The 18,538-nt window shown below is 73.1% G+C and carries 21 protein-coding genes; 11 read left to right on the plus strand and 10 right to left on the minus strand.

Annotated features, from left to right (window positions below; translation table 11 throughout):
- Nucleotides 1–70: 70 nt before the first annotated feature.
- Entirely contained in the window at nt 71–1,717 is a 1,647-nt protein-coding gene (locus ACXJMZ_RS23125) for a class I adenylate-forming enzyme family protein (protein ID WP_457031963.1), read from the plus strand.
- Between the two features lie 71 nt (nt 1,718–1,788).
- Here ACXJMZ_RS23125 and ACXJMZ_RS23130 read toward each other — a convergent pair whose 3' ends face one another.
- Entirely contained in the window at nt 1,789–2,064 is a 276-nt protein-coding gene (locus tag ACXJMZ_RS23130; RefSeq protein ID WP_457031964.1) for a hypothetical protein, read from the minus strand.
- A gap of 101 nt (nt 2,065–2,165) precedes the next feature.
- On the opposite strand from ACXJMZ_RS23130, the gene ACXJMZ_RS23135 reads away from it, so the two are divergent.
- Nucleotides 2,166–2,492: a cupin domain-containing protein gene (locus tag ACXJMZ_RS23135; protein ID WP_057231930.1), complete on the plus strand. Its 327-nt coding sequence runs from the start codon at nt 2,166–2,168 to the stop codon at nt 2,490–2,492.
- 12 nt (nt 2,493–2,504) lie between these two features.
- Here ACXJMZ_RS23135 and ACXJMZ_RS23140 read toward each other — a convergent pair whose 3' ends face one another.
- Nucleotides 2,505–3,083 carry a TetR/AcrR family transcriptional regulator gene (locus tag ACXJMZ_RS23140; protein ID WP_457031965.1) on the minus strand — a complete coding sequence of 193 codons (579 nt, stop codon included), beginning with the start codon at nt 3,081–3,083 and terminating at the stop codon, nt 2,505–2,507.
- A gap of 85 nt (nt 3,084–3,168) precedes the next feature.
- Between ACXJMZ_RS23140 and ACXJMZ_RS23145 the strand changes: the two genes are divergently transcribed.
- The 5 genes from ACXJMZ_RS23145 to ACXJMZ_RS23165 all read left to right on the plus strand — a co-directional run bounded on the left by ACXJMZ_RS23145 (nt 3,169) and on the right by ACXJMZ_RS23165 (nt 7,924).
- Nucleotides 3,169–4,743: an MFS transporter gene (locus tag ACXJMZ_RS23145; protein WP_457031966.1), complete on the plus strand. Its 1,575-nt coding sequence runs from the start codon at nt 3,169–3,171 to the stop codon at nt 4,741–4,743.
- A gap of 382 nt (nt 4,744–5,125) precedes the next feature.
- A complete protein-coding gene (locus ACXJMZ_RS23150) occupies nt 5,126–5,446 on the plus strand; it encodes a DUF202 domain-containing protein (protein ID WP_457031967.1) in 321 nt (106 codons plus the stop codon).
- 170 nt (nt 5,447–5,616) lie between these two features.
- A complete protein-coding gene (tatA, locus tag ACXJMZ_RS23155; RefSeq protein WP_057231936.1) occupies nt 5,617–5,907 on the plus strand; it encodes a Sec-independent protein translocase subunit TatA in 291 nt (96 codons plus the stop codon).
- Between the two features lie 156 nt (nt 5,908–6,063).
- On the plus strand, nt 6,064–7,335 hold the full coding sequence (locus ACXJMZ_RS23160) for a hypothetical protein (protein WP_457031968.1): 1,272 nt from the start codon (nt 6,064–6,066) through the stop codon (nt 7,333–7,335).
- A gap of 64 nt (nt 7,336–7,399) precedes the next feature.
- Complete coding sequence (locus ACXJMZ_RS23165) at nt 7,400–7,924, plus strand: potassium channel family protein (protein ID WP_457031969.1); 525 nt, start codon at nt 7,400–7,402, stop codon at nt 7,922–7,924.
- Between the two features lie 18 nt (nt 7,925–7,942).
- Here ACXJMZ_RS23165 and ACXJMZ_RS23170 read toward each other — a convergent pair whose 3' ends face one another.
- The 3 genes from ACXJMZ_RS23170 to ACXJMZ_RS23180 all read right to left on the minus strand — a co-directional run bounded on the left by ACXJMZ_RS23170 (nt 7,943) and on the right by ACXJMZ_RS23180 (nt 11,056).
- Complete coding sequence (locus tag ACXJMZ_RS23170; RefSeq protein WP_457031970.1) at nt 7,943–9,382, minus strand: protein kinase domain-containing protein; 1,440 nt, start codon at nt 9,380–9,382, stop codon at nt 7,943–7,945.
- Nucleotides 9,383–9,503: 121 nt separating this feature from the next.
- Nucleotides 9,504–10,382 (minus strand): hypothetical protein, encoded by an 879-nt coding sequence (locus tag ACXJMZ_RS23175; protein ID WP_457031971.1) that lies wholly within the window; start codon nt 10,380–10,382, stop codon nt 9,504–9,506.
- Nucleotides 10,379–11,056 carry an RNA polymerase sigma factor gene (locus tag ACXJMZ_RS23180; RefSeq protein ID WP_457031972.1) on the minus strand — a complete coding sequence of 226 codons (678 nt, stop codon included), beginning with the start codon at nt 11,054–11,056 and terminating at the stop codon, nt 10,379–10,381. Before ACXJMZ_RS23180 ends, ACXJMZ_RS23175 begins: the two co-directional genes overlap by 4 nt.
- Before the next feature lie 160 nt (nt 11,057–11,216).
- Here ACXJMZ_RS23180 and ACXJMZ_RS23185 point away from each other — a divergent pair, with 160 nt between their 5' ends.
- Both ACXJMZ_RS23185 and ACXJMZ_RS23190 read left to right on the plus strand, forming a co-directional pair.
- Nucleotides 11,217–11,927 carry a hypothetical protein gene (locus ACXJMZ_RS23185; RefSeq protein WP_457031973.1) on the plus strand — a complete coding sequence of 237 codons (711 nt, stop codon included), beginning with the start codon at nt 11,217–11,219 and terminating at the stop codon, nt 11,925–11,927.
- Between the two features lie 41 nt (nt 11,928–11,968).
- On the plus strand, nt 11,969–12,667 hold the full coding sequence (locus ACXJMZ_RS23190) for a class I SAM-dependent DNA methyltransferase (protein WP_457031974.1): 699 nt from the start codon (nt 11,969–11,971) through the stop codon (nt 12,665–12,667).
- A gap of 7 nt (nt 12,668–12,674) precedes the next feature.
- On the opposite strand, the gene ACXJMZ_RS23195 is transcribed toward ACXJMZ_RS23190, so the two are convergent.
- From ACXJMZ_RS23195 to ACXJMZ_RS23205, 3 genes are all read right to left on the minus strand, one after another.
- Nucleotides 12,675–13,172, minus strand: a complete 498-nt coding sequence (locus tag ACXJMZ_RS23195) for an NUDIX domain-containing protein (RefSeq protein ID WP_457031975.1) — start codon at nt 13,170–13,172, stop codon at nt 12,675–12,677.
- 100 nt (nt 13,173–13,272) lie between these two features.
- Nucleotides 13,273–13,548: a hypothetical protein gene (locus ACXJMZ_RS23200; protein ID WP_057231954.1), complete on the minus strand. Its 276-nt coding sequence runs from the start codon at nt 13,546–13,548 to the stop codon at nt 13,273–13,275.
- 93 nt (nt 13,549–13,641) lie between these two features.
- On the minus strand, nt 13,642–13,875 hold the full coding sequence (locus ACXJMZ_RS23205; protein WP_457031976.1) for a hypothetical protein: 234 nt from the start codon (nt 13,873–13,875) through the stop codon (nt 13,642–13,644).
- A 242-nt stretch (nt 13,876–14,117) separates the two neighbouring features.
- Between ACXJMZ_RS23205 and ACXJMZ_RS23210 the strand changes: the two genes are divergently transcribed.
- Nucleotides 14,118–14,669: a GlcG/HbpS family heme-binding protein gene (locus ACXJMZ_RS23210; RefSeq protein ID WP_457031977.1), complete on the plus strand. Its 552-nt coding sequence runs from the start codon at nt 14,118–14,120 to the stop codon at nt 14,667–14,669.
- 153 nt (nt 14,670–14,822) lie between these two features.
- On the opposite strand, the gene ACXJMZ_RS23215 is transcribed toward ACXJMZ_RS23210, so the two are convergent.
- Nucleotides 14,823–15,779, minus strand: a complete 957-nt coding sequence (locus tag ACXJMZ_RS23215) for a helix-turn-helix transcriptional regulator (RefSeq protein ID WP_457031978.1) — start codon at nt 15,777–15,779, stop codon at nt 14,823–14,825.
- 89 nt (nt 15,780–15,868) lie between these two features.
- On the opposite strand from ACXJMZ_RS23215, the gene ACXJMZ_RS23220 reads away from it, so the two are divergent.
- Nucleotides 15,869–17,350 (plus strand): MFS transporter, encoded by a 1,482-nt coding sequence (locus ACXJMZ_RS23220; protein WP_457031979.1) that lies wholly within the window; start codon nt 15,869–15,871, stop codon nt 17,348–17,350.
- A gap of 7 nt (nt 17,351–17,357) precedes the next feature.
- Here ACXJMZ_RS23220 and ACXJMZ_RS23225 read toward each other — a convergent pair whose 3' ends face one another.
- The gene (locus ACXJMZ_RS23225) at nt 17,358–18,530 is read right to left on the minus strand and encodes an MFS transporter (RefSeq protein ID WP_457031980.1); all 1,173 of its coding nucleotides are present in this window, start codon (nt 18,528–18,530) and stop codon (nt 17,358–17,360) included.
- Nucleotides 18,531–18,538: the final 8 nt, after the last annotated feature.

Here is an 18,538-nt window from a genome sequence, read left to right on the forward strand (position 1 = left end):
CCGGCMGCGGGCCGTTCCCCCATCGGCCCGCTGCCACCTCCCTCCGACCGTCTCAGCCGCAGGGGACCTGATGACACCTCGACCCGCCGACTCCCTCGCCCTGGTGACCCGGGTGCAGGCCGCGCTGCGCGCCCCCGGCATGCCCTTCGAGGTCGAGTCCACCCCCGAAGGCCCCCGCTACCTGCGAGCACCGCGCACCCTGCGCGAGCTGCTGGACGCCACCCTCACGCACGGCGACCGCCCCTTCCTGATCGCCGACTCCGGCCGGTACACCTTCGCCGAACACCACGGCGCCGCCGCCTCACTGGCCACCCACTGCCTGGGGGCGTACGGGCTGCGCCGGGGCGACCGGGTGGCGATCGCCATGCACAACCTGCCGGAGTGGCAGATCGCCTTCTGGGCCTGCCAGTTGGCCGGCCTGGTGGCGGTGCCGCTGAACGCCTGGTGGACGGCCGAGGAGCTGGCGTACGCGCTGGACGACTGCACGCCGGGGCTGGTGATCGCCGACCCGGAACGGGCCGAGCGGGTGGCACCCTGGGCCACCCGGCACGGCGTCCCGGTGCTGACCGACCTGACCGGCCTGCCCCGGGACGGCGCCGCTCCCGAGCCCCGGGTCGAGCCGACCGACCTGGCCACCCTGCTCTACACCTCCGGAACCACCGGTCGCCCCAAGGGAGTCGAGGCCACCCACGCGGCCTGGTGCGCGGCGGCCACCGCACCCCGGTTCTTCGCGGCCACCTCGGTGCTCTGCGCCGGCGGCGACCTGGCGGCGGTCCGGCCGCACACCGTCCTGATGACCTTCCCGTTCTTCCACGTCGCCGCGTTCACCACAATGTTCCCGCTGATGGCGAGCGGCGGCAGCGCCGTACTGATGCGGCGCTGGGACGCCGAGGAGGCCCGCCGGCTGATCGCCGAGCACGGGGTCACCACGTACGCGGGGGTGCCGACCACGGCACTCGGTCTGCTCGACGCGGCCGACGCCGCCGGGGACGGGATGCCCGGGCTCACCATGATCAACACCGGCGGTGCGGCCGCCCCGCCCGGACTGGCCGGCCGGATCGCCCGCCGCTTCGACGGCCGGGTCGAGGCCCGCAACGGCTACGGCCTGACCGAGACCTGCGGCGGGGTGATCGCCAACCTCGGCGCCCGCTACCTGGCCCACCCCGAGAGCATCGGCCGCCCCTCCCCCGCCCTGGAACTGCGGATCACCGACCCGGCGGGCCACACCCTGCCGGACGGCGAGATCGGCGAACTCCGGCTGCGCGGCCAGTCGGTGTTCCGCGGCTACCACGGCAACCCTGAGGCCACGGCGGCCGCCTTCGCCGACGGCTGGTTCCGCACCGGCGACCTCGCCAAGGTGCTGGACGGCGAGGTGTACGTACTGGACCGGCTCAAGGACATGGTGATCCGCGGCGGCGAGAACGTGCACTGCATCGAGGTGGAGGGCGTCCTGACAGCCCATCCGGACGTCGCCGACGCCGCGGTGCTCGGCGTCCCGCACCCCGCCCTCGGCGAGGAGGTGGCGGCCGTGGTGGTGCTGCGGCCCGGCGCGACGGCCGGGCCGGACGAGCTGCGGGCCCACGTCGCCGGGCGGCTGGCCGCCTTCAAGGTGCCCACGCACCTGGTCCTCCGGACGGCGGCACTGCCCCGCAACCCGACCGGCAAGCTCCTCAAGCGCCAGCTCCGCGAAGAGCTGGCGCTCGGGACTGCGCCGTAGGCAGGCGCTCCGGGTCTACGGTCCAGGGCCCCGAGCCCCTGATGGCCGATGCCAGGAGCGAAGTGTGCCGGTCAGTTGTGGCTTACCCCGCCCGGCTGCTCGGCCCGCCAGGCCTCCAGGCCTGCCAGGGAGGCAGCCCGCGCCTGGTTGAGCGTGCGGTGCGCGAGCTCGCTCGGCGGGGTGTCCAGTTGCTGGACCCACCCCCGGCCCGCCGACAGGAGGGCCGCCCCGACGATCGCGGTGCCGGCCAGACCGACCAGCGCGCCGACCCCGGTGAGCACCACTCCGGTGCTCAGCAGCCCTCGATTGATCTCGAACCCGCCCATGAACTTCTGATACGTCGCCATGTGCCCCAGCCTCGGCCCACCGAAGCGCCCGCGCATCTCGAACACCCCCGTTCGGGTTGCGCCGCCGGGCCGCCGGGCCCCCGGCGGGCTAGGGTCGCGGCATGGGTACGGGAATCGACCTGGCGGCCGCGACCGAGGAGCACGCCGCCAAGGCGGCCGCCTCGCCGCACGGGCGCAGCGCACACCTCCTGCTGCACGACGGCGTGCTGCGGCAGACCGTCATCGCGCTGACCGCGGGCACCGCGCTGGACGAGCACAACGCCCCGGTCGCGGCCGGCCTCCAGGTGCTGCGCGGCCGGGTGTCGCTGACCATCGCGGGACGCCGGGTGGAGCTGACGGCAGGCCAGCTGCACCCGGTCCCGCAGGAGCGGCACGGCCTGCTCGCGCACACCGACGCCGTGGTGCTGCTGACCACCGTCACCGGGTAGCGGCTCAGGGCCTCAGGCCAGCACCCGGCCGCTGGTCAGCTCCAGCCCGCGCAGCACCTCGGCGCCGGTCAGCGACTGGGCCGGGTCGATCAGCCACTGGCTCACCAGGCCGGCCAGCAGGGCCTGGTGGAAGGCCCCGACCACCACCTCGTCCTCGGTGTCGGGCACCTCGGTCAGCTCGGAGAACATCGCGGCCATCCCCAGCCGGGCGTCCCGCTGGACCGCCTTGAAGGCCTCGCGGATCTCGGGCATGTCGTCCAGCCGGGCCAACGCCTCGAACTGTGCCGCCCAGAGACCCTGGTACTCGATCAGGGTGCCCCGGACGCAGTCCCAGGTGGCGACGAAGCGCTCGCGCGGGGTGGCCCCCTCGGGTACAGCCTGGGCGACCGCCTTCTCGACCACGTCCCCCCAGCCGCCGATCGCCTCGATCATCGCGGTGTTGAGCAGCGCCTCCTTCGACCCGAAGTGGTAGCCGATGGCGGCCAGACTCACCCCGGCGGCGGCGGCCACGTCCCGGGCGGTGGTCCGGCTGTAGCCCTTCTCGAACAGGCAGCGCTTGGCGCCGGCCAGCAGATCCTCTCGATTTCCCATGGCCGGAAGCCTACGCGTCCGAACAGACGATTGTCTTGCACGTCCGTACTAGACAACCGTCTGACACATACGTATGGTTGCCCTCATGACCGCAACCCACGGCCTCGCCGGCCGCCGCGAATGGACCGGACTCGCCGTCCTCCTCCTGCCGACCCTCGTCCTCTCGATGGACATGGGCATCCTGTTCTTCGGCCTCCCGTTCATCAGCAAGGAGCTGCAGCCCAGTGGCACCCAGCAGCTCTGGATCATGGACATGTACTCGTTCGTGCTGGCCGGGCTGCTGATCCCGATGGGCGCGCTGGGCGACCGGATCGGCCGCCGGAAGCTGCTGATGGCCGGCGCGGCCGGCTTCGCGGCCGCCTCGGTGCTGGCGGCCACCGCGGACGGCGCGGGGCAGCTGATCGCGGCCCGGGCGCTGCTCGGACTGACCGGGGCGACCCTGATGCCCTCGACCATGGCGCTGATCCGGAACATGTTCCACGACCCGAAGCAGCGGCAGGCCGCGATGGGCGCCTGGAGCGGCGTGCTGATGGCCGGCGCCACCCTCGGCCCGGTGGCCGGCGGGCTGCTGCTGGAGCACTTCCACTGGGGCGCGGTCTTCCTCTGCGCCGTGCCGGTGATGCTGCTGGTCCTGCTCGCCGCCCCCGCGCTGCTGCCGGAGTACAAGGCACCCAAGGCCGGCAGCTTCGACCTGCTCGGCGCGGTGCTCTCGGTCGCCGCCGTCCTGCCGGTGGTCTACGGCATCAAGCAACTGGCGGTCGAGGGCTGGGACCTGACGGCCGCGCTGGCCATCGTGGGCGGTCTGGTGCTGGTCGGTCTGCTGATCCTGCGGCTCCGTACCGCCGCCACGCCGCTGCTCGACCTGGCGCTGTTCCGCAACCCGATCTTCACCGGGGCGGTGTCGGTCAACACCATCGCGATGCTGGCGATGATGGGCTTCTCCCTCTTCACCTCGCAGTACCTCCAGCTGGTCCGTGGCTTCAGCCCGCTGACCGCCGCACTCTGGGCGCTGCTGCCAAGCGTCGGGGTCGGCGCGGCGGTCGGGATCTCCGGGGCGCTGGCCGGGAAGATCCGGCCCGCCGTGCAGATGGCCGGCGGCATGGTGGTCGGGGCGATCGGCTTCGGCATCCTGACCCAGGTCCAGGTCGACTCGCCGCTGGCGCTGATCCTGGTCGGCGCCGGGGTGCTGGCCGCCGGCAGCGTCAGCACCGTGATGCAGACCGCCGAACTGGTGGTCTCGGCCGCCCCGGCCGACCAGGCCGGTGCCGCCTCGGCCACCTCGGAGACCGCCAGCGAGCTCGGCGGATCGCTCGGGATCGCGGTGCTCGGCGCCGCCGGTGCGGCGGTCTACTCCGCCCGACTGGACGGCACGCTGCCGGCCGGCCTGTCGGACAGTGCGCTGACGGTCGCTCAGGACACCCTCGGCGGTGCGGTCACGGTCGCCTCCGAACTGCCCGCCGACCTCGCCGAGCAGCTGCTCGGCGCCACCCGGATCGCCTTCACCGACGGCCTGCACCTGGCCGCCGCGGTCGGAGTGCTCTGCCTGCTGGCCGGCTCGGCGGTCGCCTACCGCCTGCTCGGCAGCCTGCCCGCCAACCGCGCCGAGGAGATCCCCGAGGAGCAGCTCACCGCGGCTCCCCAGCACATCCCGGCTGCCTGATCCGACACGCTCACTTGGCCACGAGTCCCCTGGGGACCCGTGGCTACAGTGATTCAGACCCTCCGGCGATTGGGGGGTGGAAGAAGGAGCGGCGTTGGGGTGCGTGCCTCGGCGGTGCGGAGGAGGGAGTCCATGCGGAGCATCGGCGACCGACGACAAGCCGGCGAGGTGCGTGCCCCGGCGTCGCGACGCCGCCCCCCAATCGCCGGAGGGTCTTAGATGTCGGAACCGAGCCAGCCCGAGGAGCCCGACTACCGGTTCTCGCTCGCCCACCCGCGCCCCGTCCAGGCCTGGTGCCGCCCACCCACATCCTGCTGGTGATGACCTGCTGCGTGGTGGTGATCTCGTTCGCCTTCGCGGCCCTGATCATCGCGTACGCGCGGTGAACCGTGACCCCGGTCTGCAGCCGGAGCGCACCCTGCTGGCCTGGAGCCGGACCGCCCTGGTGCTGACCGTCAACGCGGCGCTGGTGCTGCGCACCGGCCTGGCCGACCGGCAGCCGGAGCTGGTCGCGCTCGGCGCGCTGCTCGCCCTGGCGGCCTGCGGGACGTACGGATTCGGCCTGCACCGCCGGCGGCGGCTGGTGCCCGGGACGGGCGTGCCGGGGCCGGTCGGGGCCGGGCCGCTGCGGGCGATGGCCTGGGTGGTCTGCCTGGTGGCCGTCGCGGCGGCCTGGTGCGTACTGCTCGGCCCGCCAGGCTGACAAGTGGTCCAGACCACCTATAGGGATAACCGCGTGTGAACACCTGGTTTTTGACCGATGTTTCACGACCGATGTATACGTTCGCGGTATCTGCCAGGCATACTGGCCGAGGCCGGGCAGCTCGCGCGGCCCATGAACAGCGAGTTTTCCGAAGGGACCGGTGGTCAGGGATGCTGCGCAACGGTTTCGAACCCTGGCACCTCCTTGTGGTGCTGGCTGTCGTCATCCTGCTTTTCGGATCGAAGAAGCTGCCCGACATGGCGCGCGGCCTCGGCAAGTCGATGCGCATTCTCAAGGCCGAGACCAAGGCCCTGCGCGAGGACGACGCCCCCGCGGCCGGTGCGGCGGCTCCGGCCGACGGCACGGCGCAGAGCACCGCCACCGAGCAGCCCCGACCGGCGGTCAACCCGACCACCGTCACCACGGCGGCCGAGGCCACCAAGACGACTGACAAGGCCTGACCCCAGCGGTCGGTCCTCCCGGGCCGCCGATCCGTCCACGTGACGGATCGGCGGCCTGAGTCGTCTCTGTGGCGGGGTGCTGCGGCGCGCCTGACTGGCGTCCGAAATGATCTGGTATCTCCTGGTGTGAACTGACCGCCTATCAGGAGGAGCCGGATGGCCGACGGTGACCAGACCGCCGAGCTGGATGAACTGCGCCAGCGGCTGGCCCTGTTGGAGAAGGGCGCCGGGCAGCCCCGGAAGCGGCACCGGATCAGGTCTCTCTGCGCCGTCCTGCTGATCCTGCTGGCCTGTGTGCTGACCCCGCTCAGCGCCGTCGCCGCCTGGACCAGCTCGCAGGTCACCGACACCGACCGGTACCTGGCCACCGTCACCCCGTTGGCCGAGGACCCGGCCGTCCGGGCCGCCGTCACCGACCGGGTGACCACCGAGATCATGAAGCACCTGCCGGTCGGCACCCTGCTGGACGAGGTGACCCCGGAGCAGCGGCCGCTGCTGGACGCCGCGCTCGGCCGGGTGAGCAGCGCGATCACCGACGGGCTGACCGGCTTCGTCCACAACCAGGTGCAGAAGGCGGTGGAGAGCGACGCCTTCGTCACCGTCTGGGTGGCGGTGAACCGGAACGCGCACGCCGCCGTCAACCGGATCCTGACCGGCGAGGGCGGCGGCGCCGTCCAGTCCCAGGGCGACACCGTGACGCTCGACCTGGCACCGCTGATCGACCAGGTGAAGAACCGGCTGGTCGCCGACGGCCTGGGCATCGCCGCGAAGATCCCCGAGATCCACACCGACTTCGTGCTGGTGCAGTCCGACGCCCTCCCGAAGATCAAGACGGCGTTCCGGCTGCTCGACCTGGCCGGGTTCTGGCTACCGGTGCTGACCGTGCTCTGCGCCGCGGCCGGGGTGCTGCTGGCCGGACGGCGCAGGCGGGCACTGGTCACCGCCGCGCTGGGGATGGCCGCCGGGGCCGCCGTACTCGGCCTCGCGCTGGCCGCCGCCCGCACGCTCTACCTGGACCGGCTGCCCGCCGGGGTGAACCAGGACGCGGCCACCGCCGTCTTCGACGCGCTGGTGCGCTATCTGCGCAGCACCGTCCGGGCCGTGCTGGCACTCGGTGTGCTGGTCGCGTTCGGTGCCTGGGTGAGCGGGGGCGGACGCTGGGCGGGCACCGTACGCGGCTTCTGGGAGACGGGGTTCGGCGCCGTCCGGGAGGCGGCCGCGAAGGCCGGGCTGCGGCTCGGGCCGGTCGGCCGGTTCGTGCACCGGTTCAAGGTCTGGCTGATCGGCGCGGTGCTGGCGGGCTTCGCGCTGACCTTGCTGCTGTGGAGCTACCCGACCGGCGCGGTGGTGCTCTGGCTCGGGGTCGGGCTGCTCGGCGCGCTGGCCGTCCTGGAGCTGCTGGACGACCGGCCGGACGCCACCGTCTGACGGAGCGTCCGGCGCGGCAAGGGAGAGCGGATTCACTGCGGATCACCTGGGAGAGGACCGAGGAGTGCAGCTGCCGTCCGACAAATTGACGGACCGATTCGCCCTGACCTTCTGCGTGGTCGGGCCGGCGGTCCTGCTGACGCTGTACTACACCCTGCCGTTGGACCTGTTCGGCCCCGAGCACCCGGTGTTCGGCTGGGTCAGCTTCGCGACCGGGCTGGCCCTGCTGGCAGGCCTGCTGCTGCGGGAGATCCGGCGCGAGCTGCTCGGCCTCCCGGGGCGGCCGACCCTGATGATCCTGCTGCTGATCTGCCTGACCCTGGTGGTCTTCTCCGCCACCTACTACGGCATGGCCAAGGTGCCGGGCCAGTTCAGAGGCCTGTACACCCGGACGGACGCCCTCTACTTCACGGTCATCACGATGTCGACGGTGGGCTACGGCGACATCGCGCCGCTCGGGCAGCAGTCCCGGATTGTGGTGATGCTGCAGATCCTCTACACGCTGGTCTTCCTGACGGCGGGGGCCACCGCGATCACCCGGCGAATGCGGGGCCGCTTCGTCGAGCGAGCCGACAGGCGGGGGCGGTGAGCCCTTTGCGGAGCGCCCTCAGTCGATGGCGGTGATCAGGGCGCCGATCTTGGTCTGCCAGGCCTGGCTGGTGGCGTTGTCGATGGCGTGCTTCTTGGCCAGGTCGCGGACCAGGCGCTGGGCGTTGCGCAGTGCGCTCACGGCGTCCTCCGGCTCCTGGGCGGCGAAGGCCTGGGCTGCCTGGTCGAGTTCGTCGAGCAGGGCGCGGTACCGGTCCCGCTCCTTGCCGACGTCGGCCTGGGCCACGGCGGCGCGGAGCGCGGCCACGGCGGCGGCCGGGCCCGGCTTGGGGGTGGCGGAGGGCTTTGCGCTCGGGGACGACTTGGCGGAGGGGGTGGCACTCGGGCTCGGCGAGGCCGATTCACTGGCGCTCGGGCTCGGCGTCGAGGCCGCCGCCCTGGCGCCGGACGGGTCGGGGCCGCCGAGCGTGAGCAGCCCGATCACCGCGGCTCCGGCGACGGCCACCAGCCCCACCCCCGCATAGGCGAACGCGCGTCGGCTGAGCCCAGGCTCGGGGTCGGCCGGGTACGACGTCGGCGACAGGAAGGAGGTGCGCTGCGGGTCCTGGTACGGCGCGGTCACCGGAGGCATCGCCCGGGTCTCGGCGAGCAGCTCGCCGGTCCGGTCGGCGGGAGTGAACACCGGTACGGCGGACAGCAGTTCTGCCCTTGCCGCAGCCGCATCGGCCGGGCGGTCGGCCGGGTTCTTGGCGAGCAGCCGGAGCACGGCGTCGTCCAGTGCGGGCGGCAGCCCGGGCCGCCGGTAGGACGGCGGGGCGGGCTGCTCGGTGACGTGCCGGAAGGCGATGGCGACCGAGGTGTCGCCGGTGAACGGCGCTTCCCCGGTGAGCATTTCGGTCAGCACGCAGCCGACGGCGTACAGGTCGGAGCGGCCGTCCAGCGGGCTCGCGGTGGCCTGCTCGGGCGAGAGGTAGCCGGCCGTGCCGAGCACGGCGGCGGTCTGGGTCAGCTGGGCTCCGGAGGAACTCGCCCTGGCGATACCGAAGTCCACCACCTTCACCCCGCCGTCATGGGTGATCATGATGTTGCCCGGCTTGATGTCCCGGTGCACCAGCCCGGCGGCGTGCGCGACTTCGAGCGCCTCACAGACCGCGGCCGCGATCCCGACCGCCCGCTCGACCGGCAACCAGGTGGTCTCGGCGATGAGTTGGCTCAGCGGCCGGCCGTGCACCAGCTCCATCACGATGTACGGCGAGCCCTGGTCGACGCCCGAGTCGAAGACGGTGACGATCCTCGGGTGGTGCAGCCGGGCGGCGTGCTGGGCCTCCTGGCCGAACCGGTCGGCGAACCGGGGGTCGTCCGCCAGCCCGCCGTTCAGCACCTTGACCGCGACCGGGCGGCCCAGCTGGTGGTCGTGGCCCCGGTAGACGGTGGCCATGCCACCGACGCCGAGTATCTCCCCCAACTCGTAACGCCCGTTCAGCGCACGTCCGATCACCGCCACCAGCTCCCTTCCGCTCTCGGCCGGAGGCCGTCGGATCGCCTCGCACTGTGAGCACGATAGCGGCTGCTCCCGAACGGGCAGCCGGTCCGGGTCGTGGTCCGTCCGGAGTCCCGGGTCACCGCTGGGCGGCTCCGTCCGCACCCTCGCGGGTCGGGTGGGCGGTCGGCGAGTCGGTCTTACCGCTGCGGCCGCCCGGGGACTTGCCCCCGGCGACCGGGGCGCCGAGCAGCCGGGCGCAGTACTCCGAGACGTCGGACTCGCCCGCCGCGTCGACCAGCGGGGCGAAGGCCGGATCGCCGACCAGAGCCTTGGCCCGGTCACCGGCCAGCAGCCGGTCACCGAAGGTCCGGCAGAGCCGCTCCAGCTCGGCCGGGGCGACCACGGCGCCCGGAGCGGTACCGGGCGGGGTGGCCGTACCGCTCGGCGCCGCCGGGCTGGCCGGGTCGCTGCGGCTCGGCTCGGGCCGGGCGGACTTGGACTTGGCGGCCGAGGCACCGGCGGACGACCGGCCGAACGGTTGCCCGGTCGGAGCCTCGGTCCGGGGCACGGACGCACTCGGGAGCACGCTCGCCGACGCCTGCGCCTGCGGACCGCCGCCGAGACCGCCCGGCAGATGGCTCAGGCCGCCGGTGGTCGCCGCGACCGCGACGCCGCCGAGCGCGGTGGCCACGCCTGCGGCGAGCAGAGCCTTTGCGCTGAACGCCCGGGCCCGCGCGGTTGCGGCGGCTGCCATCGTGGTCCGTCTCCGGGGTGCCGGGGCCGGCTGGTCCCGCACCGTCCGAAACGCCGTCAGGGCCGCCATCTCGCCGGGCAGTTCGCCGCCGCCTGCTCCGGGGGTAGCAGCGGAGGCGATCAGCCCGGCGAGGGCCGCGTGGTCACTGGGGACCGTACGGCCGGCGAGCCGGTCCTGACCGGCCGACAGGTCGCCCGGGGCACCGGCGAGCAGTTGCTCGGCGGTAGCCCGGTCGATCCGCCGGGATCGGTTGGTGCTCATCTCATGTCCTTCAGCGTCGCGGACCGGCCTGCTGTCACACCCTGCGGAGAGTTCTTTTCGGCGGCGGTCCCGGGGGTCTGCTGCGCGGGAATGCCGGTCGACCGGCCACCGCTCTGCTCCAGCAGTTTGGCGAGCCGCCGCAGGCCACGGTGCGAGGCCATCCGGACCGCACCCGCCCGCTTGCCGAGCACCTGGGCCGCCCCCGCCGCGTCCAGCCCGACCACCACCCGGAGCAGCACCGCCTCGGCCTGGTCCGGCGGGAGCCTGGATATCAGCGCGAGCGCGTCGCCGGTGGAGACCAGGGCCACCGCGCTGCCCGCGGTGTCCTCGGCCGCCGCCAGCTCGGCCAGGTACTCGACCGGCAGGTCGGCGACCGGGCGTCGGCGGACCCGTCGCAGGTGGTCCATCGCCCGGTTCCGGGCGACCGTCGCCGCCCAGCCCCGGAAGCCGTCCGCGTCCCCCTGGAAGCTGCCCAGGTCACGGGCGATCTGCAGCCAGGCTTCGGAGGCGATGTCCTCGGCGTCCTCGGGGCCGCCGCCGACCAGCACCCGCAGATAGCGCAGCAGGCCGGGCTGGACGGTCCGGAAGAGCAGCCGGAAGGCGTCCTCGTCGCCGCGCTGCGCCGCACGGACGGCTTCGGCGAGGTCGGGGGCCGGGGGTTCGGGACTGTGCACCCGCCACATCATGCGGCATACCCGGGCAGGTCCAAAGACCCCCTGGCTGCGGCCGTTAGCCCGCAGCGGGTAGCTCTGTCCCCGACATAACTTGGTGGTACACGAAGCGGAACGCCTTCCCAGCGCGCCTCCGCCGCCACCCACCACTGAGGACGCCGCGATGACCGCTGCTCAGGAACTCTTCGCCGAGGGGATGCGCGAGCACTTCGCTCCCGCCCTGCGGGCGCTGGGGCTGACCGACCAGCGCGGCTCGTTCGGCCTCCCCGCCCCCGACCACTGGGCCCTGCTCGGCGTACAGCCGATCGGTCAGGACGAGTACGCACTGCGCTACACCGTCACGCTCAGCCTGACCGCCAAGGCGGACTGGCCGGGCCCGGGCGAGCGCCCCGACCCGAACGCCCCGACCGGGGCCGAGCTCTGGCACGCCCGGATCGGCGAGCTGATGCCGGTGGACGGCGAGATCTGCTGGGAGGTCTCGCCCGGACCGCGCTGGCTGGTCGCGGTCGAGGACTCGGCGGCCGCCGTCCGGCACTACGCACTGCCCGAGCTCCGCCGCCGGCTGGCCGCCGCGGCCGCGACCGGGCCGGTCCGGCTCGCCGAGACCTACCTCTCCCCCGCCGAGCTGGAGGAGGTCAACGCCGCGCTGCTGACCGCCGCCGTGGCCCGGATCCAGCGGGCCGAACTGGTCGACAAGACCCTGCTGCTGACCGGCGCCTGGAGCCGGTCCGACCCGGTGGCGCAGGAGGTGCTGACCGGCGTCGCCCAGGGCTTCCTGACCGCCGGGGACGACCGCTTCCGGCAGGTCAGCTGCGTGGACTCGCTCGGCCGGGAACTCTGGCTGTTCCGGGGCTCCGGCGGCCTGGCGTTTTAATGGCTGGCCGCCGGGCGGCCGGGGCGTGGACACTGCGAGGCATGGCGCAATTCGCGGATTTTGACTCCCGTGGCTATCCGATGGTGGATGTCCGGACGGGATACGGACAGTGGGTCGGCAGCTACGAGCGGACCGTCGAGGACCTGATGGACCTCGCGGTGCTGGACCGGCTGACGGTGCCCGACTGGGCATCGGCCGGGCGGGCCGCCGACCTCGGGTGCGGGACGGGGCGGACCGGGGTGTGGCTGCGCGCCCAGGGCGTCGGCGCGGTGGACGGAGTCGACCTCACTCCCGAGATGCTCGCCCTGGCCGGCGCCAAGGGCGCACACGACAGGCTGGTGGAGGCCGACCTGGCCGCCACCGGGCTGCCGGACGGCGGGTACGGGTTGGTGATCTCCTCACTGGTGGACGAGCACCTGGCCGACCTCACCCCGTTCTACCGGGAGGCGTACCGGCTGGCCGCCCCCGGCGGGCTGTGCGTCCTGGTCGGCCTGCACCCGCAGTTCATCATGGCGGCCGGGATGCCCACCCACTTCACCACCGACGGGGGTGAGGACCTCGCCATCGACACCCACCTGCACCTGGTCAGCGACCACCTCACGGCCGCACTGGCCGAGGGGTGGCAGCTGGCCGAGATGCGGGAGGGCACGGTCGGCGACGAGTGGATCGCGCTGAAGCCCAAGTGGTCCCGGTTCCGGGGCATCCCGGTCTCCGCCGCCTACGTCTGGCGCAAGGCCTGACCGTACGTCAGAAGCCGCCGGCGGGGGTGGTGACCATCCTGGTCCGGCCGTCCGCCAGGGCGGCCAGGCCACCCTCCAGCCGGGGCGCCCGGGTCGCGCCGAGCAGGGTGTACGCCTCCTCGACGGTGACCCAGCGGTAGTCGTCCAGCTCGCCCGCCGGGAGGGTGATCGGGCTGTCGGCGGGGATGGTGCCGAAGTCGAACAGGAAGTGCACGGCCGGGTGTGCGAGGTCCTCGGTCGGGTGGGTCCAGGCCACCGTGAGCAGCGGTCCGGCCTGCCCCACCAGGCCGGTCTCCTCCAGCAGCTCCCGGCTCGCGCACTGGGCGGCGTCCTCACCCCGGTCCACCGTGCCACCGACGAACTGCCAGTCGGGGCGGTAGCCCGCCTTCACGATCAGCACCCGGCCCGCCGGGTCGCGGATCAGACAGCCCGCCGCCGCGTACACCCGGGGCAGCGAGGCCAGCCACTGGTCGCGGGGCTGCAGGGTCTTGCTCTCCTCGGACATGCACTCTCCTCAGGCAGACGACGTGTCGCCCCCACTCTCCCGTACCCGGGCACGCACCGGGGCGGGCGCCCGGATCACCGGAACGCCCGCCCCGCTCGGCTCAGTGGGCGGAGTGCTTCTCGGCGCCCCGGTGCCGGTGGCCGGGCAGCTCGGCGTGGTGGGCCGGGCCGCCCTGCATCGCCGGGGCAGCGAACGAGCGGCGGCCGCCGTGGCTGAAGGCGGCGTCACCGAGCCGGGGGCCGGAGTCGGCGCCCATCGCGTGACCGGCCATCATCGGTGGCTGCGGTCCCGGATCGGCCACCATGCCGCGGCGTTGCAGCAGCTCCTGGGTGCCGCGGCGGAGCTTGGTCATCTTGCCCGTGGATCGCTTGGTCATCGTCGACCTCCGTTCGGCGAACGATCGCCCCGCCGGTGTGCGCGGCGATCCGGACGCCAGGCAGTTATGCCCGGATTCTAAGCCTTTATCCGATTAGCGGTACTCGTCTTCGTCGAGCTCCACCACCCGGGCCTGCTCCGAAGCATCCGCGTCGTCCGCCGCATCGGTGCCGAGCGAACGGCGCTCCCTGAGCTGCTCGTAGTCGTCGCCCAGGTGCTCGGCGACCACCCGCTCGCCGTCCACCGCCTCCTGGACGACCGGCACCGCCTCCTCCTCGAAGTCGTCGAAGTCCTCGGGAAATTCGGGGTTCTCGGGATTCTGGGGCATGACGTCCATCCCTGCTGATGCGGAGCCCCGGCTTGCCCCGGGGGTCCTAGACACCCTCTAGCAGTATCCGACTCCGGTGGCACGACTGCGCACCCTCGCCGGGTGGGTGGTGTCGTATCAGCCGATCGGTTGATATCCGGGTCGGCTGTCGCGTCGACGGGGTCGGGGGTGCGGCCGGGTGAGGATCGAAGCAGAGCGGGAGCCGCAGGCTTCCGAAGGCGATCCGACGAGGAGCAACTCCCATGCAGAAGATGAGCGTTCGGACCCGGGTCCTGACCGGCGCAGTGGCCCTGGCAGCGGTCGGGGCGGGCACGTTCGGTGCACTGTCGGCCTCCGCCGCCCCGCAGACCGCGGCGGCCCGGCCGGCCGCCGACGTGAAGAAGTCCGACACGATCACCAGCACCCACCTGAGCATCGCCGCCGCCACCAAGGCCGCCCAGGCCGCGCTGGCCGCCGCCGAGCAGGAGAACCAGCGGGTCACCGTCGCGGTGGTGGACCGGAACGGGAACACCCTGGTCACCCTGCGCGGCGACGGGGCCGGCCCGCAGTCGTACGAGTCGGCGGAGCGCAAGGCGTTCACCGCGGTGTCCTGGAACGCGCCGACCTCCGAGCTGGTCAAGCGGCTCGCCCAGGCTCCGAACCTGAAGGACATCCCCGGCACGCTGTTCCTCGGCGGGGGTGCTCCGGTTGCCGACCAGGGCGCACCGATCGCGGGCATCGGTGTCGCGGGCGCGCCGAGCGGGGACCTCGACGAGAAGTTCGCCCAGGCGGGCGTGGCCGCGCTCGGCAAGTAGCTCGGGTTCTACGGTCCAGGGGCTCGGGGAACTGCGACGCCGGCCCTTGCAAGGTGATCCGTACATAGATGGTCAGGCACTTTCGCAGTGACCCGCACGCCAGATCTCCTCGCAGTTCCCCGAGCCCCTGGACAGTGCAACTTTAGGACCTGCCTACAGCGCAGCTGCGCGAGAGGCGCGGGCAGCCAGTTCGTGGAGGTAGCTGCGGAGTTCGGCGGGCTCGTGGACTTCGAACTCGCAGCCGAGGCTCGCCAGGCGGAGGGCGAGCCACTCCAGGGAGTCGGCTCGGGTGCGGAGGCGGGTGCGGTCGGGGTCGAGGGCTTCGACCTCGTCGCCGGGGTGACCCAGGCGGTCCTGGAGGCGGTGGAGCGGGGCGTGCAGGGTGGCCACGGCGGTGTAGCTGCGGGCGCGGTTGCTCAGCCGGGCCGCGACGTACGCGCCGGCGTCCTCGGCCGGGAGCTCGCGGGGCAGGGTGCGGGCCCCGGTCGGCTCCGGTGCGCGGACCCGGTCGACCCGGAAGATCCGCCAGTCGTCCCGTTCGTTGTCGAAGGCGACCAGGTACCAGCGACGGCCGGTCGCGACCAGGCGGTGCGGTTCGACCAGCCGCCTGGTCTCGGCGCCGTCCCCGGCCCGGTACTGGAACCGGACCTTCTCCCGCCCGGCGGCGGCCGAGGCCAGCGTGGTGAGCACCTCGGGGTCGACCCGGGGGCCGCCGCCGACCAGTGGGACGGTGGCCGCGTTGAGCGAGCCGACCCGGTGGCTCAGCCGGGCGGGCAGCACCTGGACCAGCTTGGCCAGCGCCCGTACGGAGGCCTCCTCGATCCCCTCGACCGCCTGCCCGGCGGCGGCCCGCAGGCCGACCGCGATGGCCACCGCCTCCTCGTCGTCCAGCAGCAGCGGCGGCATCGCGGCGCCGGCCACCAGCCGGTAGCCGCCGATCGCGCCCTTGCTGGCCTCCACCGGGTAGCCCAGGTCGCGCAGCCGCTCGATGTCCCGACGGATGGTGCGCGGGCTGACCCGCAGGCGGTCGGCCAGCTCGCTGCCTGGCCACTCGCGCGGGGTCTGGAGGAGCGAGAGCAGGCTGAGCAGCCTCGCGGGGGTGTCGGTCATGCGGGCCAGCATGCCGTACCAAGCGGTCAGGATCTGACCTAGTTGCCCGCTACCTTCGGTCCGTTCCCAGCTGAAGGAGTACACCCCTCATGTCACCCGTCACGGACCTGCCCGACCGCCGCCGCTGGCTGGCGCTCGCCGTGGTGATGACGGCCAGTCTGATGGACCTGGTCGACGTCACCATCGTCAACATCGCCATGCCGAGCATCCAGCAGGACCTGGGCGCGACGTACAGCACGCTCCAGTGGATCACCGCCGGGTACGCGCTGGCCTTCGCGATCGGTCTGATCACCGGCGGGCGGCTCGGTGACATCTACGGCCGCAAGCGGCTGTTCCTGGTCGGGATCACCGGTTTCACGCTGGCCTCCGCGCTCTGCGGGCTGGCCGGCAGTCCGGAGATGCTGGTCGCCGCCCGGGTGCTGCAGGGTGCGACGGCCTCGCTGATGGTGCCTCAGGTGCTGTCGATCATCCACGTCACCTTCCCCGCGCACGAGCGCGGCAAGGTGTTCGGGATGTTCGGCGCGATGGTCGGGCTCGGGGCGGTGCTCGGGCCGCTGCTGGGCGCACTGCTGACGGAGTGGGACCTGTTCGGCCTGGGCTGGCGGCCGATCTTCCTGGTCAACCTGCCGATCGGGATCGCCGGGCTGCTGCTGGGCGCGAAGTACGTCGGCGAGTCCCGGGCCCCGCAGGCGCTGCGGCTCGACCTGGTCGGGATGCTGCTGGCCGGGGCCGGGCTGCTGATGCTGCTCTACCCGCTGACCCAGGGCCGGGAGTCGGGCTGGCCGGTCTGGGGCTTCGTCTCGATGGGGCTGAGCCTGCCGGTGCTGGTGCTGTTCGTGGCGTACGAGAAGGCCAAGACCCGGCGGGACGGTTCGCCGCTGGTGGAGCTGGCGCTGTTCCGGGTGAAGAGCTTCGCGGCGGGCATCGGGGTGCAGCTGAGCTTCGGGATCGCCTCCGGCATCTTCTTCATGGTGTGGACCCTCTACATGCAGCTCGGCCTCGGCTGGAGCGCGCTGCGGGCCGGGCTGACCGGGGTGCCGTTCTCGCTCGCGGTGTCGGTGGCGGCGGGCCTGTCGGTGCAGATGCTGGTGCCCAGGTTCGGACGGCGGGTGCTGCAGGCCGGGGCGCTGGTGATGGCGGCCGGGGCGCTGCTCTACCTGGCCGGGGCGGGCCGGTACGGGACCGGGATCGAGCCGTGGCAGATGGCGCTGCCGCTGGTGGTGATGGGTCTCGGGATGGGCCTGATCGTCGCCCCGCTGACCGACCTGGTGCTCTCCGAGGTGCCGGGCGAGCACTCCGGATCGGCCTCCGGGCTGATCAACACCACCCAGCAGCTGGGCATCGCGATGGGCCTCGGGCTCTCCTCGGTGGCGTTCTTCACCGTGGTGGACGCGGCCGACCCGGCCGTCCAGGCGATGGGCCCGGTCTTCGTGAACGCCTTCCAGCACGCGCTGTGGTGGGTGACCGGCGGACTGCTGCTGGTCTTCGCGCTGGTCTTCGCGCTGCCCCGGCGGGCCCCGCGGCCGGCCGTCGAGGCCGAGGCGCCGGAGCAGGAGCTGGTCCTGGTCTGACGACCGCTCAGCGGGCCCGGTACGGAGCATCCGTACCGGGCAAGAGCCACGGCCGAGTCGCGCCCCCGGCGAGCAGCAGGGTCAGCAGGCCGGGGGCCACGGTCTGGCCCAGGGTCCAGGAGAGTTGATAGACCGCCAGGTAGCGGCCGCGCAGCTGCTCGGGGGCGAGCGAGACGCTCAGTTCCTCGGCGAACGGTGTCGCGGCGGTCTCCGCCAGCGTGTAGAGCAGCATGGCCAGGAGGAGACCGGCCGGCACCGCCCAGCCCGGGGTGCGGGTCAGCACCGCGAAGATGCCGAAGGCCAGCGCGTTGATCCCGCAGGCGGCGGCGATCACCCTGGTCGGCCGGAACCGCTCCAGCCACTTGCTCACCAGGGTCTGGGTGAGCGCGACCTGAGCACCGTTCAGCACCAGCAGCGCACCGGCGATCCAGGCCTCGCGGTGCAGGCCCTCGGTGATGTAGACGGCCACCAGCAGGCTCTGGATCAGCGCCGAGAAGACGGAGCAGACGTTGATCGCCACCAGCAGCAGGTAGCGGCGGTCCCGGAGCACCGTCCGGTAGCCGCCCCCGGCCGGGGCCCTGCCCGGTACCGCCCGGACCGCCGGGCGCCAGCGCCACAGCAGCAGGACGGCGACCAGGTAGCTGACCGCGTTGGCCGCCACCACCCCGCGCAGCCCGGCGGTGCCGCCGATGCCGACCAGGAAGGCGCCGAGAGCGCCGCCGAGCCCGAGACCGACGTTGCGCAGCATGTGGATCATCGCGAACCAGCGCGGCCGCTCCGCCCCGTCCGCCGCCAGCACCACCAGTCCGGTGCTCGACGTCCAGTAGGTCACCGCGCCGACCTGGGCCAGCCAGGCGGCCGCCACGATCTGCCAGACCTGCTGGCTGAACAGGAAGCCCGTGTAGCCGACCGCGGAGATCAGGTTGCCCGCCAGCGCCAGCCTGCGCGGGCCCCAGCGGTCGATCAGCGGACCGACCGTCACCGCCGTCGGCACCGCGAGCAGCCGGGCCAGCGTGAGTGCCCCGCCGATCACCGGCAGCGTGAGCTCGGTGGTGCGGGCGAAGTAGACCAGCACGAAGGCCAGCACCAGCCCGGTGCCCAGGCTGTCGATCACGCTGGCACCGACCAGCCCGCCGTTCCCCGCCACCCGGGGCAGGCCGAATCTCCGCAAGGTACGCATGGCCGACG

It is taken from the genome of Kitasatospora sp. P5_F3 (assembly GCF_054049135.1).

Bases quoted from the DNA above. Each gene is read 5' to 3' on its own strand.
- ACXJMZ_RS23125 (WP_457031963.1), top strand. From the start codon at position 71: ATGACACCTCGACCCGCCGACTCCCTCGCCCTGGTGACCCGGGTGCAG.
- ACXJMZ_RS23130 (WP_457031964.1), bottom strand. From the start codon at position 2,064: ATGGCGACGTATCAGAAGTTCATGGGCGGGTTCGAGATCAATCGAGGG.
- ACXJMZ_RS23135 (WP_057231930.1), top strand. From the start codon at position 2,166: ATGGGTACGGGAATCGACCTGGCGGCCGCGACCGAGGAGCACGCCGCC.
- ACXJMZ_RS23140 (WP_457031965.1), bottom strand. From the start codon at position 3,083: ATGGGAAATCGAGAGGATCTGCTGGCCGGCGCCAAGCGCTGCCTGTTC.
- ACXJMZ_RS23145 (WP_457031966.1), top strand. From the start codon at position 3,169: ATGACCGCAACCCACGGCCTCGCCGGCCGCCGCGAATGGACCGGACTC.
- tatA (WP_057231936.1), top strand. From the start codon at position 5,617: ATGCTGCGCAACGGTTTCGAACCCTGGCACCTCCTTGTGGTGCTGGCT.
- ACXJMZ_RS23160 (WP_457031968.1), top strand. From the start codon at position 6,064: ATGGCCGACGGTGACCAGACCGCCGAGCTGGATGAACTGCGCCAGCGG.
- ACXJMZ_RS23175 (WP_457031971.1), bottom strand. From the start codon at position 10,382: ATGAGCACCAACCGATCCCGGCGGATCGACCGGGCTACCGCCGAGCAA.
- ACXJMZ_RS23185 (WP_457031973.1), top strand. From the start codon at position 11,217: ATGACCGCTGCTCAGGAACTCTTCGCCGAGGGGATGCGCGAGCACTTC.
- ACXJMZ_RS23190 (WP_457031974.1), top strand. From the start codon at position 11,969: ATGGCGCAATTCGCGGATTTTGACTCCCGTGGCTATCCGATGGTGGAT.
- ACXJMZ_RS23195 (WP_457031975.1), bottom strand. From the start codon at position 13,172: ATGTCCGAGGAGAGCAAGACCCTGCAGCCCCGCGACCAGTGGCTGGCC.
- ACXJMZ_RS23200 (WP_057231954.1), bottom strand. From the start codon at position 13,548: ATGACCAAGCGATCCACGGGCAAGATGACCAAGCTCCGCCGCGGCACC.
- ACXJMZ_RS23205 (WP_457031976.1), bottom strand. From the start codon at position 13,875: ATGCCCCAGAATCCCGAGAACCCCGAATTTCCCGAGGACTTCGACGAC.
- ACXJMZ_RS23210 (WP_457031977.1), top strand. From the start codon at position 14,118: ATGCAGAAGATGAGCGTTCGGACCCGGGTCCTGACCGGCGCAGTGGCC.
- ACXJMZ_RS23215 (WP_457031978.1), bottom strand. From the start codon at position 15,779: ATGACCGACACCCCCGCGAGGCTGCTCAGCCTGCTCTCGCTCCTCCAG.
- ACXJMZ_RS23220 (WP_457031979.1), top strand. From the start codon at position 15,869: ATGTCACCCGTCACGGACCTGCCCGACCGCCGCCGCTGGCTGGCGCTC.
- ACXJMZ_RS23225 (WP_457031980.1), bottom strand. From the start codon at position 18,530: ATGCGTACCTTGCGGAGATTCGGCCTGCCCCGGGTGGCGGGGAACGGC.